This is a genomic window from Pseudomonas sp. P4_B4, assembly GCF_056402255.1.
In genome coordinates this window covers 316,135-331,275 of sequence record NZ_JBFUHS010000001.1, presented here as the reverse complement: position 1 = coordinate 331,275, position 15,141 = coordinate 316,135, and the positions used below count along the sequence as shown (strand labels likewise).

Genomic DNA, 15,141 nt, shown 5'->3' with positions numbered 1-15,141 from the left:
ATGGGTAAACGTAGTTCCTGGATAAAATTACGAACGTAATATGTGCGTTGTGTCGCATTTCGGTCAAGGCTTCAGGTAAGCGACAGGATGGGCATCTTTAGATAGCGCGCTTGAATACGGAAATTTCACCATTTTCGTTATATCGTAACGAATTGTCCTGTAAGCGAAGACACTCTGGGGTGGTATGCAAGTCGATCTCGATGTTGATGAAACGCCGTTAGCCGGGTTGCCGCGCTTTCAGCAGGCGTTCATTCAAGGGCGGCGTTTGCGCCAGTTCGCCATCGGCGCGGGCGTATTCGCGACGGTGGGTGTGCTGCTGGCGTTTTTTGCCGGACTGTTTTCGTCGCAAACACTGTGGCCAGCGTTGTTGCTGAACCTGAGCGCGGCGTCTGTGGTGTTGATGGCGGGTTCGCAATCGGCCTGGTGGGTAGCCCAGTGGCGAGCCCGCGCCATGAATCCCGTGGTGACGCAGGTCGTTGTCGACGAATCTGTCGTGCCTTCGGGGTGGTATGAACGCTTGCTGGACCGGATCGGCCGGCAATCGCAGCACTTGCTCGGGCAAATCGGCACGCCGACGCTGTGGCTTGGCGGCTGGACATTGTTGGCGGTATTGGGCGTGGAACAAGCCTGGAACCTCACGTTACCCCCGGCAGCGCTGGGCCTGTCGGCCACTGTCGGGGCAGCGTGCTCCTTGCTGTTGGCGTTCGGCCTGTTGGTGATGGAGCGCCATCTGGCCCAGGAAAACACCGCGCAATGGCCTGAAGCCGCTACGTTGGCGCAATTGATCCGTGTGGCGATCATCAGCCTGGTACTCGGTGCTTTTTGTCTGTTGTTTGCCGATGAAACCTCGGTATGGCCTGTACGCTTGGCGGTGTTGATCGGACTGCTGCCGGGGCTGGTGGCGGCAGAACTGTTGCTGCGCGCGGTGTTGTCATTGTTCAGCCCACGCCGCGACCGCCTTGAGCCAGAGTTGTTGGCGCGCAGTTTTGTCGCTGACATGCTGCGCTGGCCACCACAGCCATTGCTGGCGTTGCAGCACGAATTGCATAACCGCTTCGGCATCGATCTGCGGCAGATCTGGGCCTTCACTTACATGCGTCGGGCGTTCCTGCCGGTGCTGGCGGTGGTGTCGCTGGTTGGCTGGTCGCTGACCGGCATTCACGAAATTGCCCTGCAAGGGCGTGGCATCTACGAACGATTCGGTAAGCCAGTGGAGGTGTTCAGCCCAGGTTTGCATATGGGTTTGCCTTGGCCATTGGGCCGGGTGTTGAGCGTCGAGAATGGCGTGGTACACGAGTTGGCCACCAGTGTTGGCGAAACCACAGCCCCCATTCAGGCCGACCCCGCTGAAGGCCCGACCCCGGCAATTGCCAATCGTCTGTGGGACGCCAGCCATGTGAACGACAATTCCCAGGTGATCGCCAGCAGCCGAGCCGACAAGCAGAGCTTTCAGATCGTCAATATGGACGTGCGCTTCGTCTATCGGATCGGTCTGAGCGATGAGGCGGCGTTGGCCGCGACCTATAACAGTGCCGATGTGCCGATGTTGATTCGCAGCACCGCCAGCCGAATCCTGGTTCACGACTTCGCCTCGCGCACCCTCGACGGTTTGCTTGGCGAGGACAGGGTAGGGCTGGCCGAAGAAATCGGCCGCGCCGTCCAGGATGACTTGCAAAAACTCGACAGCGGCGTGGAAATTCTCGCCACGGTGGTCGAGGCGATTCACCCTCCAGCTGGTGCCGCCAACGCCTATCACGGCGTGCAAGCGGCGCAGATTGGCGCGCAAGCCTTGATCGCCCGTGAACGTGGCGCCGCTGCCGAGGCCACCAACCAGGCGCAGTTGCAGGCCAGCATCGCCCGCGATCAGGCGACGGCCAGCGCCCGTGAGATCAACGCTGGCGCCCAGGCCGCGGACCTGAAATTCAACGCCGAACAGAAAGCCTACGCCAGCGCTGGCCAGGCCTTCGTGCTGGAGCAGTATTTCAGTCAGTTGTCCCAGGGTTTGGCCAACGCCAAATTGCTGGTGCTCGATCATCGTCTGGGTGGCAGCAGCAATGCGCCAACCATCGACCTCCGTACTTTCACGCTGCCGGTTGACCCTGCGCCGTCGCGTAAAACCGCTCAGCCAGGAGCTGCCAATTGAGCCAGTCCCATACGCACAATCACGATGACCACGGCGGACACGATCACGGCCATGGCGGGCATCATCACCACGGCCATCACCATCATCACGGCGATCCGCAGGAGGCCGGTCCATTCCCATGGCGTCGGATGGGGTGGGCGGCATTGCTGGTGGCGTTTGCGGTCGCCGCCGCAAGCCTGGTGCAGGTGCGTTCGGGTGAAGCCACTGTGATCACGCGCTTCGGCAACCCATCGCGAGTCTTGCTGGAACCGGGACTGGGTTGGCGCTGGCCGGCACCGTTCGAAGCGGCGATCCCGGTGGATCTGCGGCTGCGTACCACGTCCAGCGGTTTGCAGGATGTGGGCACGCGGGACGGTTTGCGCATCATCGTTCAAGCCTACGTGGCGTGGCAGGTGCAGGGCGATCCGGACAATGTGCAACGTTTCATGCGCGCGGTGCAGAACCAGCCCGATGAAGCCGCGCGGCAGATTCGTACCTTTGTCGGCTCCGCACTGGAAACCACCGCCAGCAGTTTTGATTTGGCGAACCTGGTCAATACCGATGCCAGCCAGGTGCGCATCGCCGAATTTGAAGCGCAACTGCGCAAGCAAATCGATCAGCAGTTGCTCGCCACTTATGGCGTGCGTGTATTGCAGGTCGGTATCGAACGATTGACGCTGCCTTCGGTGACGCTCACTGCGACGGTCGACCGGATGCGCGCCGAGCGTGAAACCATCGCCACTGAGCGCACGGCGATCGGCAAGCGCGAGGCCGCGCAAATTCGTTCCGCCGCCGAGCGTGATGCGCGAATTGTGCAGGCCGATGCCACAGTGAAAGCGGCAGATATCGAAGCGCAATCGCGCGTCGAAGCGGCGCAGATTTACGGCCGCGCCTACGCGGAGTCGCCGCAGCTCTACAACCTGCTGCGCTCGCTCGACACCTTGGGCACGGTGGTAACGCCGGGAACCAAGCTGATTCTGCGCACCGATGCCGCACCGTTTCGGGTGTTGGTTGAAGGTCCGCCGAGCCTCGACAACAAGTCCGGATCGCAGCCATGAGTTTGGTTCCACGTGGAACAAATGAGTTGAGCAGCCCCTGGATTCAGGCCGGGCGCTTGGCGTTTATCGCCCTGTACGCGGTGACAGTGTTGGCGGCGTTGGCGTGGGCGTTTTCCAATGTGCGGCAGATTGATCCGCAAAATCGCGCGGTGGTTTTGCATTTCGGTGCGCTGGATCGCATTCAGAATGCCGGGCTGTTATTGGCCTGGCCGCAACCGTTCGAGCAGGTGATTTTGTTGCCGGCGGCGGATCGGGTGATTGAGCGTCGAGTGGACAACCTGTTGCGCAGTGGTGCCGCGATACAGGCAGATCGCGTGGCCAGTTTTGCCACGCCCATCAGCGATGCCCTCGCTGGCTCAGGTTATCTGCTGACCGGTGATGCCGGGGTGGTGCAACTGGATGTCCGGGTTTTCTATAAAGTCACCGAACCTTACGCGTTCGTGCTTCAAGGCGAACATGTGTTGCCCGCACTGGATCGGTTAGTCACCCGCAGCGCTGTGGCGCTCACCGCCGCTCGCGATCTGGACACTATCCTGGTCGCCCGGCCAGAGCTGATCGGCGCTGACAGTCAGGCGGCTGAAAGACGCGAGCGCTTGCGAGGCGATCTGGTGCAGGGCATCAACCAGCGTCTTGCCGAGCTCACCGCGACGGGGCAGGGACTGGGAATCGAAGTGGCGCGTGTAGATGTGCAATCGAGTCTGCCAAGCCCGGCGGTCAATGCCTTCAATGCAGTCCTGACAGCCAGTCAGCAGGCCGACAAAGCCGTGGCCAATGCGCGTACCGAAGCCGAAAAACTGACGCAAACCGCCAACGAGCAAGGCGACAGAACACTACAAATTGCCCGTGCCCAAGCCAGTGAACGACTGGCCAAAGCATCCACCGACACGGCCACTGTGTTGAGCCTGGCCAAGGCGCAACAACAGGGCACTGACCCGCAAATGCTGCTGCGCATTTATCGCGAGCGGTTGCCGAAAATTCTCGGGCAGGCCGGTTCGGTCACGACGGTCAATCCCAAAGACGATTCCCGCCTGATCATTCAGGGAGCTGCACAATGACTGCGCAAACCGCCACCGCGCCGAGCATGTTGTCTTCGGCAGAACAACGTAGCGCCGCGCGCCAACTGACCCTGGCCATGCTCGCATTGGGCCTGCTCGCGCTGGGCTTGATCTGGCGTTGGCTGGCGCCGGAGCAGACTGGCGTCAGTCAGCTGCTGCTGGGTTTTGCCTCGCTGCTGGTCGCCATACCGGTCATGCGTTCGGCTTGGTACAGCCTGCGATATCCAAGCCTGCACGGCATCACCGATCAATTGATTGCCCTGGCCATGCTGGGTGCCTGGGCCACCGGGGATCTGCTGACGGCGGCTCTGTTGCCGATCATCATGATCTTCGGTCACGTGCTGGAGGAGCGCAGCGTGATCGGTTCCCAGGAGGCGATTCACGCCCTCGGCAAACTGACCCGCAGCCATGCGCGCAAGATTCAGGCGGACGGCACGATCATCGAAGTCGACAACGGTACGCTCAAGGCCGGCGACCTGGTCGAGGTCCGCGCCGGGGACCGGGTGCCGGCGGATGGTCGGGTGTTATCCGGCCAGGCCAGTCTGGACACCGCCTCCATTACCGGCGAATCAGTACCGATGGAGGCGGGCGTCGGCATGTCGGTGTTTGGTGGCGCGATCAACCTCGACGGTCTGCTGCGAATCGAAGTGACCCGTACCGGCCAGGAGTCGACCCTCGGCAAAGTCATCGCCCTGATGCAAAACGCCGAGCGCTCGAAACCGCCGATCACTCGTTTGCTGGAGCGTTACGCCGGCAGCTATATGGTGCTGGTGTTGCTGTTGGCTGCCGTGACCTGGTTCATCACCAACAACGCTCAAGCGATGCTCGCGGTATTGGTGGCGGCCTGTCCTTGTGCGTTGGTGTTGTCGGCACCGGCCACGGCGATAGCCGGGGTGGCGGTGGCGGCACGCCACGGGATTCTGATCCGCAGTTCTGCGTTCCTTGAAGAGTTGGCGGACCTGACTTCGCTGGTAGTCGACAAGACCGGGACGCTGACTTTCGGCACCTTGCGCCTGCAATCCATCGACAGTCCGCTTGAGGATCGCAGTCATGTCCTGACGCTCGCCGCCAGCCTCGGCTCGGCCAGCAGTCACCCGGTAAGCCGTGCGCTTGCGGGGTTGGTGACCCAGGAGCATTTCCTGCTGCTTTCTGACATTCATGAGCGCCAGGGCCTGGGTGTGGTGGCGATGACCGAGCAGGGCGAAGCGGCGCTCGGTCGGCCGGAGTTGTTTGCGCAACTGGGCATCAGCACAACGACGGTTCCCGATCACGACGGTCCGATTGCCGGGCTGGCGCTCAACGGTGAATTTCTCGCCTGGCTGTTGTTGGCCGACAGCGTCAAACCCGAGGCGCAATTTGCCTTGGGTGAGTTGCGCGACCTCGGGTTGGGTCGCCAGTTGTTGCTCACCGGTGACCGGCACAGCGTCGCACAAACGCTCGCCCGGGATGTCGGAATCAGTGACGTCGAAGCGCAAGCCCTGCCCGAAGACAAACTGAACCGCGTGCTCAAGGAAATCGACAGCGGCTTTCGGCCGATGGTGGTCGGCGATGGCATCAACGACTCTCTGGCCCTCAAGGCTGGCGTGGTGGGTGTGGCCATGGGCGCGGGCGGTGCGGACATCGCCCTGGCATCGGCTGACATTGTGCTGATCGGCAGTGACCTGCGCCGCCTCGGCACCTGCGTGCGCCTGAGTCGTCAGTGCCGCCAGACGTTGCAGGTCAATGTGATCATCGGATTGGGCTGGACCCTGGCGATCGTGGCCTTCGCCGCGTTCGGCTGGCTCGGCGCTGCCGGGGCGATGATTGCGGCGCTGCTGCATAACCTCAGCACCTTGTTGGTGTTGGGCAATGCCGGTCGTTTGCTGCGGTTCCAGGAGCCGTTGCTCAAGCTCAAGGACGAAACCTGAAGGCGAATGCTCTAAATCGGGTAATCACGGGGCTTAAACTTTTTAGAACTGTGCGCCCGGTTCGTAGTCATTGGAGATGAGGGCACATCATTTTGTGCGTTCGCGGCGGCAGGTGTAGGCGTCGCGAATCATTGAAATCGGCTATTAATTCGATAGCCAGCTATTTTTCAAAGATGGTCTACCCTCTGTTTAGACGTCTGAAACAAGGGGGCTTCTCCATGCTCGCGCATCTTCCACCGGCCTTACAGAATCTGCAATTACCGCTTCGCCTGAGACTCTGGGATGGCCATGAACTCAATCTGGGACCGGCGCCCAGCGTCACTATTGTGGTTAAGGACCCACAAATGGTCACCCAGTTTACCCATCCAAGCCTGGACGCCCTCGGTGCTGCTTTTGTCGAAGGCAAACTGGAACTCGAAGGCTCCATCAGCGAAGTGATCCGTGTCTGCGATGAATGGAGCCAGGCGTTGCTGGACGAAAACGACGACAATCAGCCCGTTCGTAGCGCCCACGACAAAGAGACAGACGCCAAGGCGATTTCCTACCACTACGACCTTTCCAACGCGTTCTATCAGCTGTGGCTCGACAGCGACATGGCGTATTCCTGCGCTTACTTCGAGACCGGCAGCGAAAGCCTCGAGCAGGCCCAGCAAGCCAAGTTCCGTCACCTGTGCCGCAAGCTGCGCCTGCAGCCCGGAGAATATTTGCTGGATGTGGGTTGCGGGTGGGGCGGATTGGCGCGTTTTGCGGCGCGGGAATTTGGCGCGAGAGTGTTCGGTATCACCCTCAGCAAGGAGCAGTTGGCCCTGGCCCGGGAACGCGTGAAAGCGGAGGGCCTGGAGGACCTGGTAGAACTGCAACTGCTCGACTATCGCGATCTGCCCCAGGATGGCCGTTTCGACAAGGTTGTCAGCGTCGGCATGTTTGAACACGTTGGCCACGCCAACCTGGCCGAATACTGCAATACCTTGTTCGGCGCGGTGAAAGAGGGTGGCCTGGTGATGAACCACGGGATCACCGCCAAATACACTGATGGCCGTCCGGTAGGACGTGGTGCCGGAGATTTCATCGGGAAATATGTGTTCCCCAATGGCGAGCTGCCGCACCTGTCGATGATCTCTGCCGAGATCAGTGAGGCCGGGCTGGAGATCGTCGACGTCGAGAGCTTGCGCCTGCACTACGCTCGTACGCTCGATCACTGGAGCGAACGCTTGGAAGACAACCTCGAAGCGGCCTCCAGACTCGTACCGGAACAAGTCCTGCGCATCTGGCGGCTGTACCTGGCCGGTTGCGCCTACGCGTTCGCCCGGGGCTGGATCAACCTGCACCAGATTCTCGCGGTGAAGGCCCACGCCGATGGCAGTCATGAACTGCCATGGACTCGTGACGATATCTACCTCTAGAGAATCGGCGAAATAAGCCGGGCGACCCGCATGCCGACCTGCTGCAGGCGGTGGGTCTCCCGGCCTTCTCCTTTGGCGATTTCGTGGGCATTGGCGAAATCATCGTTGAGCATCTGTTCAACCTCGGCGGCGAACGCGCGGTCGACGGTCAGCAACATCACTTCGAAATTCAGCCGGAACGAACGGTTGTCCAGGTTGGCGCTGCCGATGGCGCTGATTTCACGGTCGATCAACACCACTTTCTGGTGCAGGAATCCGGGTTGGAAACGGAATACCCGCACACCGGCGCGCACGGCTTCGAAGGCGTAGAGGCTGGAGGCGGCGTAGACGATTCGGTGGTCGGGCCGAGACGGCAACAGCAGCCGCACATCCACACCGCGCAGGACCGCCAGGCGCAATGCTGCGAATACGGCTTCATCGGGGATGAAGTACGGGCTGGTGATCCAGACCCGCTCCGTCGCCGCATGGATTGCTTCGACAAAGAACAGAGAACAGGTTTCGCAGGCGTCTGCCGGCCCGCTGGCAAGCAACTGGCACAGCACGCCGTCTTCCGGATAAACCTCGGGCAGGATCAGTGGTGGCAGGGCATGAGCCACCCAGAACCAGTCTTCAGCGAAAGACTCCTGCATGCACGCCACCACTGGCCCGCGCACTTGCACGTGGGTATCGCGCCAGGGGGCCAGGGGCGGTTTCTCGCCCATGTATTCATCACCGACATTGTGCCCGCCAACGAAGCCGAGAATGCCGTCTACGACCACGATCTTGCGATGGTTGCGGAAGTTCACCTGAAAGCGATTGAACCAGCCACTACGGGGGCCAAATGCCTTGACCTCGACCCCGCCATCACGCAAGGCCTGCACGTAGCCGTTGGGCAGGGAATGGCTGCCGATTCGGTCATACAACAGGTAGATCGCTACGCCTTCTGCGGCTTTCTTCAACAGCAAAGTTTGCAGGCGTTGGCCGAGACGGTCGTCGTGGACGATGAAAAACTGGATCAGCACGGCTTCTTTCGCCTGGCTGATGGCATCGAAAATGGCCTCGAACGTCGACTGGCCGTTGATCAACAGTCGCGTCTGGTTATTGGCCAGACAGGGCATGTTTCCAAGCTTGGGCATCGCTCTGAGCGAGGCGTAGGCAGAAGAAGCGCGGGCGGTGAGGGCTTCTTCTACCCAGGGTCGCCAGTTGAGTTCGGAAACGGCCTTGCGCATTTCCTCGTTGGCCTGCCGCCGGGCTTTGATGTAGCCATCAAAGGTGCTGCGGCCGAACATCAGGTACGGGATCAGCGTGAGGTAAGGGATGAAAAACAGCGACAGGGCCCAGGCGATCGAGCCTTGGGCGGTCCGGACGGTCAACACGGCGTGTATGGCCGCGATCATGCCCAGCGAGTGCAACAGGGCGATGGTATAACCGAAAATATGCGGTCCGAAGTAATCCATGGGGGCTGCCTTGCTCCTGAAGATTCAGTGCTTAACAGACCATGTTCCGTGCAGAATGTCGCTAATTAATTCGCCCATGAACCGAAGCCGGCGGCTGACGTCTAACGGCCACTACTGATCAGGAGTTACTCGATGAACGTTCGTCTGCTGGGTTTGGCCATGGCACTGGGTTTGGCACTTCCTGTGGCGGCTCACGCGCAAATGCTGCAACCAGGATTGTGGGAGCTGACCACGAGCAACATGAAGGTCGACGAGCAGAATATGCCGGACCTGCAATTGATCCTGGGCCAGCTCCAGAGCCAGATGACCCCTGAGCAGCGTGCCCAGCTGGAAAAGCAGGGCATCACCATGGGCGGCAAAGGGATCCGGGCGTGCCTGACCCCGGAACAGGTCAGGACCGACAACATTCCGCTGACCGATCCGCAGTCGGGCTGCAAACAGGAAATCACCGACCGCTCCGGCAATCAGTGGAAGTTCCGTTTCAGTTGCCCGAAAGCCCAGGGTGCTGGTGTGGCGACGTTCCTCAGTGATCGCGAGTTCACCACCAAGGTCAACGGGACGTTCAACGCCACCGGCATTCAGCAGAAGGGCAGCCTCGAATCCCGCGCCGTCTGGTTGGGGCAGGATTGCGGCACTGTGAAGCCAAGAGCTTAAAAGCTTCGTCGGATCGCCGCCCGGAGCAGGCTCGCTCCCACATTGGTTTTGTGAACACCACAGATCCAGTGTGGGAGCGGGCTTGCTCGCGAAGGCGTCCTTCCAGCCTCCCTAGATCCCCGACCGACTCAACCATTCACACGCCGCCTCGACGGTCATCCGGCCAAAATCCTCCCCCGTGCGACTGCGCACACTGACGAACCCCCCAGCCTGCTCCTTTTCACCAACCACGACCAGGTACGGCACGGTCTGGCTGTGCTGGCGAATCTTGTAGCGGACTTTTTCGTTACGCAGGTCGGCCCTGGCGCGCACGCCCCTTTGGCGTAAGGATTCGGTCACCGCTTGGGCATAAGTCGCCTGGCGGTCATCCATGCTCACGACAACCACGTGGGGAGGAACGCGCCAGTGTTGCAGTTCCTGATGGCTGGACCAGCAGGTGCCGTAGATCCGTTGTTGTAACGTGCCGCTGATGTGATCGAGGGCAAATGCCTGCAAGACTTTGGTGGTGGGGACGTGTGGTCCGTGGCTCTGGTATTCGGTGTCCCCCAGACGGTACAGCGACATAGCTTCGCGCGCCGGCCGACGACGGATCGAGTGATTGGTCGCTGCCAGTGACTGCATGCGCGCTTCGATGAGGGGCAGGTCTGCCGGGGTCAGCGGTTGCTCGACTGCAAACTCGTAAAAGAAACCGTCGCCCAACTCCTTTCCCGCACGCATTTGCGCATGAGGATGGAGTTGCTTGACCGCCATGGCCAGCATCAATGCACAGGAACGGCGCAGGATCTCCAGGCCGTCCGGCTCCCGGGGGGTGACGATGCTGACCCGGGCATTCGCCTCGATCAGGTACTCGCAGTCCACCAGTACACCATTGACCCTTCCCGCCACGGCCGCGATGGCCAGTTCGGGGCCGATGCTGGCGGCCACCTCGTGCACGGACAGTGGCTGATCGTATTCACGCAATGAACCATCGGGCAGGGTGATCTGGATCATGGTCGGCGTGCTCACGTGCTTCTAACGAGCGTTATCGCATAAACCGTAGGGGCAAACATTAAGACGTTTGTCGTGCCAGGCAATTTGTCCTGACACGATGGCTGTTTTTGGCCACCCGCGTCAGAACTCGTTTTGCAGGGCTTTGTAGCCGCGCACCAGGTCGACGTTGGTGCGCGCCACGTCTTCGGAAAACTCCGAGGCACTGATGCTCACCGGCGGGTATTGCGAGAGGTCGGTGTTGGGGCCGATCCGCGTGGTGGAGGGCACGTAGAAGGCTTCAGGCAGGTCACGACCGTCGACCACCGAGTTGTGCCGCACCACGCAACCGTCACCGACCACGCAGTTGAACAGCACGCTGTTGAAGCCGATGAACACTCGATTGCCCACGGTGCAGGGGCCATGCACGATCGAGCGGTGGGCAATGGAACTGAACTCGCCAATGGTCACCGCCGCGCCGGATTTGGAGTGGATCACCACGCCGTCCTGGATGTTCGAGTTGGCGCCGATGGTGATCGGCTGCATGTCGCCTGAGTCATCGACCTCGTCAGCGCGGATCACCGCGTAGGGCCCGACGAACACGTTCTCGCCGATCACCACTTTGCCGCAGATGATCGCCGTCTTGTCGACGTAGGCCGACTCGGCAATCAGCGGTAAATCTCCGGAAGGGTTCTTGCGGATCATAGCTTGCTCAACGCGTTGTACAGGGTGTTGAGGTTGTACTCGAACAACCCGGTGAAGGTGCTGGCCGGACCGTTCGCCGCCAGGGCATCGGAGCACAACGTGCCGCCGATCTGCGCGCCGCTTTCATCCGCAATCTGCTTGAGCAGGCGGGCGTCCTTGATGTTTTCCATGAACACCGCCTTGACCTTGGCCTGACGAATCTGGGTGATCAGTGCGGCCACTTCGGCGGCTGAAGGTTCGCGCTCGGTGGACAGGCCTTGAGGCGCCATGAACTCGATGCCGTAGGCCTGGCCGAGATAACCGAAGGCGTCATGGGACGTCACGATCTTGCGGTTGCCCGGTGGCAGTGAACCGAGTTTGGCCTTGGCTTCGGCGAGCAGGGCATAGACCTGTTTCAGATACGCCTGGCTGTTGCGCTCATAGTCGGCGGTGTTCGCCGGGTCGGCGGCGATCAGCGCCTTGGTGATGTTGGCGATGTACAGTTCGGTGTTCGCCAGGTTATGCCAGGCATGCGGGTCGGGAACGGTTTCGCCGTCTTCATTCAGGCTGCGCGGGATGACGCCGTGGCTCGCGCTGATGACCGGCGCCCGGGTCTCTGTGCTCGTCACCAGGCGATCCAGCCAGGGCTCGAAACCCAGGCCGTTCTTGATGATGAGCCTGGCTTTGAGCAGCGCTTTGGCGTCGTCCGGTGTCGGCTCGTAGGTATGGGCATCCGCGTCCGGGCCGACCATGTTGGTGAGTTGGATATGATCCTTGCCGACCTGTCGGGTCATGTCGGCAAGGATGCTGAAGCTGGTGACCACCTGAAGTTTTTCGGCGGCAGACAGTGACATCGACACCATCAAGCTGAACAGCACGAGTAAAGCGCGCATCGGGTAACACCTCATTGGGATGTGAGCAAAGGCGGGCGGCGCAGCAAGCCGTGCACCGGCCCAAACACCACGGACAACAGATACCCACCGCCGGCCACCAGCACGATTGCCGGGCCACTGGGCAGCGAGTAATAGAACGAGATCAATAAACCGAGCCACACCGAGAGACTGCCGAGCAAGGCGGCGACGACGATCAGCACCGGCAGGCGACGACTCCAGAAACGCGCCGCAGCGGCAGGCAACATCATCAGGCCGACCACCATCAACGCGCCGATCGCCTGGAAGCCGATGACCAGATTCAACACCACCAGCGTCAGGAACACGCCGTGGGCCAGTGGGCCGAGTCGGCTGACGGTTTGCAGAAAAAGCGGGTCGAGGGTGTCGAGCAGCAGTGGTTTGTAGATCAATGCCATGGCAATCAGGCTCAGGCCAGAGACCCAAAGCATGCCGGTCAAGGTCGGGCCGTCGACCGCCAGCGCCGAGCCAAACAGCAGGTGCAACAGGTCCAGGCGTTTGCCGGCGATGCCGAGAATCAGCACGCCACCGGCCAGGGAAATCGGGTAGATCGCTGCGAGGCTGGCGTCCTCTCGCAGACCGGTGCGTCGCGTAATCCAGGCCGCGAGGCCGGCCATACTCAGGCCGGCGCCGAGGCCGCCGATGGTCAACGCCGGCAGGCTCAATCCGGCAAACCAGAAACCCAGAGCCGCACCGGGAAGGATGCCGTGGGCAACAGCGTCGCCGATCAGGCTCATGCGTCTGAGGATCAGAAACACCCCAAGGGGCGCCGTACTGCACGCCAGGAGCAAACCACCGAGCAGCGCCCGACGCATGAACACGAACTCGTGGAACGGTTGCCAGAGATGCGCGGCAGCGATCATCGGGCCACCTGCGCTTGTGGTGGTTGGCGGATCAGTTCTGTACTCGGGCCGAATGCGCATCCACTGCTTTTGATCAGCAACGTGTGTGGGATGTACTCGCAGACGGCGGCGAGGTCATGGCACACGATCATCAGTGTCCGGCCTTCGAGGTGCCATTCGTGTATGTGCTTCCAGAGCAATGTCTGGCCGAGTTCATCGAGGGCCGCGTGGGGTTCGTCGAGCAACAGCAAGGGGGCGTCGGTCAGGCTCAATCGGGCGAGCAGGGCGCGTTGCAATTCGCCACCGGAAAGGGCCATCAAGGGTCGATCTTCCAGGCCGTTCAGGCACCAGTTTTCGAGGGCGTTTTTCAGTCGTTGGCTACGGATCTCCGGTGACTGTTTGTTACCCCAGAAACCGGCGGCGACCAATGCCTGAAGGCTGATCGGAAATTGCCTGTCCAGATGTTGTTGCTGGGGCAGGAACGACACACCGCCCTTGAGGGGTACATCCAGTCGCACCTTTCCGGCCAACGGTTTTTGCAATCCGGCGATGACCTTCAACAGGCTGCTTTTCCCGGAGCCGTTCGCACCGATGATGGCGGTCAGGCTGCCCTTCGACAGTTCGACGTCCAGCGCGGGTGTGAGCGGCTGCCCCGGTGCGCCCCAGCGCAAGGCGTGGCAGCCAATCATGCGAGCTCCCAGTTGAAACGGCTTTCGGCTACCGCGTCATGGGCGTGCAGGCTTTCGGCGTGGATGACACGAATGTGGAAGGCGTTGATGCCTGTGGAGCGCTTCAGGGCCAGATTCAAACGGCGTGCGGCGTCCTCGCAGAACATCAGGTTCTGACCATTGGCCAGGGCGAAGGCCTGTTCGTCGGCGCGTTTTACCGCTGTTTGAACGGCGGTGCCGAGTGCGGCTTCGGCGTCGTTGATGACGGCGACCAGAGGCAACTCGTCCAAAAAATCAGCCAGCCGTACGCACAACTTTGCGCTGCTGCGTTGGCTGTGAGGTGTGGCGACGATGCCGTTCGTGGAGCCGAGCCACGCTAAAACGTCGGCGTGTTGTAGTGGCCTGTTGGCGAAATCATCAACGAACTGCTGCTGAATCAACTGTCGAGAAAGGGCCGCGGAACAGGGGCAGGTTGAGGAATAAGGCACATCGATTTTTAGTTCCACGTGGAACATTGCGTTTTTAAATCGCGCTTCGATGCTGACTGGATAACTTTTCCAGCCTGCCAATGGACTGATCAGCGCCGACCTTTTCAGCAACAAATCGGCGTGAAGGGTTAGGTGAGCGCTGCTGGATAACCCTTCGTGGCTCTCAAGAAAACGCTGCAAAACCCGCCGCAATAAAGCCGGTGAAAGGCTTTCCTGCTCTAGCAATTCAAGCGCCAAATAAAGCCGTGACATGTGAATGCCACGTGCATTGCCATCGTCGAGGCTCACGCCGGCATCGGCCTTTGCATTCAGTCGTTGGCCATCAAACAAAACGGGAAGAGCAATGCCGCACATGCCCACCCACTCCAGTGGCAGGGCTTGGCGTGAGGCCTGCGCGGCGATATCCGGCAGAGTCAGCGCATTCATGAGCAGGTCCATCGTGGGAGTTGATTTGACATGTTATAGTATAACAATACAATCGACGATGCCTTTTTCATGAGCGGACTTTCATCATGCGCAACCGCCACATGCTCAGCCTGATTTCACGCCATCAACAGAAAAACAAAGAGGCCTAACAGCCAGCGATCCGGCTGCAGGTGAACTTGGCGCTGCTGCCGCCGGAGCTGGAAAACCGGTTGATCGTGGTCCAGCCGACGCGCCGGTTGTAGCCAACCCAGGCCTCGCCATCGGAAGCGATACCAGTGAAAAACGTAAGTTGGCCGTAGCGGTTGTTGGTCTGTGCCCAATAGCGTTTTCCGGCCGTTTCGAAACCCCGCAGATAGATGGTGCTGCCGGCGGTGTTGACGCTGTAGGCGTTGCCATCCGCATCCACGCAGGCCAGCAGGTTGGCGCTGCGAGTGCACTTGGCCAGGCTCGGGATCTGTGCCATCGCGTCGGCAGCCACCAGCAGGGAAAGCATGATCAATGCAGGTTTAAGGGTGTTGCGCATG

Annotated in this window: 14 protein-coding genes; 6 read left to right on the top strand and 8 right to left on the bottom strand. The window is 60.7% G+C overall.

Annotated elements, in window-relative coordinates; translation table 11 throughout:
• Positions 1–184: 184 nt before the first annotated feature.
• The 5 genes from hflK (AC1DVE_RS01565) (at position 185) to cfaB (ending at position 7,545) form a co-directional block, all read left to right on the top strand.
• Positions 185–2,143 (top strand): protease modulator HflK, encoded by a 1,959-nt coding sequence (gene hflK / locus AC1DVE_RS01565; RefSeq protein WP_477783675.1) that lies wholly within the window; start codon positions 185–187, stop codon positions 2,141–2,143.
• Positions 2,140–3,180 (top strand): protease modulator HflC, encoded by a 1,041-nt coding sequence (gene hflC / locus AC1DVE_RS01560; protein ID WP_223533984.1) that lies wholly within the window; start codon positions 2,140–2,142, stop codon positions 3,178–3,180. Before hflK (AC1DVE_RS01565) ends, hflC begins: the two co-directional genes overlap by 4 nt.
• A complete protein-coding gene (gene hflK, locus AC1DVE_RS01555) occupies positions 3,177–4,235 on the top strand; it encodes a protease modulator HflK (protein ID WP_223455207.1) in 1,059 nt (352 codons plus the stop codon). The genes hflC and hflK (AC1DVE_RS01555) overlap by 4 nt, the downstream gene beginning before the upstream one ends.
• Entirely contained in the window at positions 4,232–6,142 is a 1,911-nt protein-coding gene (locus AC1DVE_RS01550) for a cation-translocating P-type ATPase (RefSeq protein WP_223455209.1), read from the top strand. Before hflK (AC1DVE_RS01555) ends, AC1DVE_RS01550 begins: the two co-directional genes overlap by 4 nt.
• Before the next feature lie 218 nt (positions 6,143–6,360).
• Entirely contained in the window at positions 6,361–7,545 is a 1,185-nt protein-coding gene (gene cfaB, locus AC1DVE_RS01545; protein ID WP_223455211.1) for a C17 cyclopropane fatty acid synthase CfaB, read from the top strand.
• Here cfaB and cls read toward each other — a convergent pair.
• Complete coding sequence (gene cls, locus AC1DVE_RS01540; protein WP_223455213.1) at positions 7,542–8,981, bottom strand: cardiolipin synthase; 1,440 nt, start codon at positions 8,979–8,981, stop codon at positions 7,542–7,544. The two genes, cfaB and cls, sit on opposite strands and share 4 nt — an antisense overlap.
• Before the next feature lie 132 nt (positions 8,982–9,113).
• Between cls and AC1DVE_RS01535 the strand changes: the two genes are divergently transcribed.
• Positions 9,114–9,635 (top strand): DUF3617 domain-containing protein, encoded by a 522-nt coding sequence (locus AC1DVE_RS01535; RefSeq protein ID WP_223455214.1) that lies wholly within the window; start codon positions 9,114–9,116, stop codon positions 9,633–9,635.
• A gap of 111 nt (positions 9,636–9,746) precedes the next feature.
• Here the strand turns inward: AC1DVE_RS01535 and AC1DVE_RS01530 are convergent, their stop codons facing one another.
• The 7 genes from AC1DVE_RS01530 to AC1DVE_RS01500 form a co-directional block, all read right to left on the bottom strand.
• The gene (locus AC1DVE_RS01530) at positions 9,747–10,625 is read right to left on the bottom strand and encodes a His/Gly/Thr/Pro-type tRNA ligase C-terminal domain-containing protein (protein WP_223455217.1); all 879 of its coding nucleotides are present in this window, start codon (positions 10,623–10,625) and stop codon (positions 9,747–9,749) included.
• A 120-nt stretch (positions 10,626–10,745) separates the two neighbouring features.
• Positions 10,746–11,306 carry a gamma carbonic anhydrase family protein gene (locus tag AC1DVE_RS01525; RefSeq protein ID WP_477783674.1) on the bottom strand — a complete coding sequence of 187 codons (561 nt, stop codon included), beginning with the start codon at positions 11,304–11,306 and terminating at the stop codon, positions 10,746–10,748.
• Positions 11,303–12,178, bottom strand: coding sequence for a metal ABC transporter substrate-binding protein (locus AC1DVE_RS01520; protein WP_477783673.1), 876 nt, complete (start codon positions 12,176–12,178; stop codon positions 11,303–11,305). Before AC1DVE_RS01520 ends, AC1DVE_RS01525 begins: the two co-directional genes overlap by 4 nt.
• An 11-nt stretch (positions 12,179–12,189) precedes the next feature.
• A complete protein-coding gene (locus AC1DVE_RS01515) occupies positions 12,190–13,056 on the bottom strand; it encodes a metal ABC transporter permease (RefSeq protein WP_223531990.1) in 867 nt (288 codons plus the stop codon).
• Positions 13,053–13,724, bottom strand: coding sequence for a metal ABC transporter ATP-binding protein (locus AC1DVE_RS01510; protein ID WP_223455225.1), 672 nt, complete (start codon positions 13,722–13,724; stop codon positions 13,053–13,055). Before AC1DVE_RS01510 ends, AC1DVE_RS01515 begins: the two co-directional genes overlap by 4 nt.
• Positions 13,721–14,617, bottom strand: a complete 897-nt coding sequence (folE2, locus tag AC1DVE_RS01505; RefSeq protein ID WP_223455226.1) for a GTP cyclohydrolase FolE2 — start codon at positions 14,615–14,617, stop codon at positions 13,721–13,723. Before folE2 ends, AC1DVE_RS01510 begins: the two co-directional genes overlap by 4 nt.
• A gap of 145 nt (positions 14,618–14,762) precedes the next feature.
• On the bottom strand, positions 14,763–15,140 hold the full coding sequence (locus AC1DVE_RS01500; protein WP_223455228.1) for a glutamine synthetase: 378 nt from the start codon (positions 15,138–15,140) through the stop codon (positions 14,763–14,765).
• Between the last annotated feature and the right edge of the window lies 1 nt (position 15,141).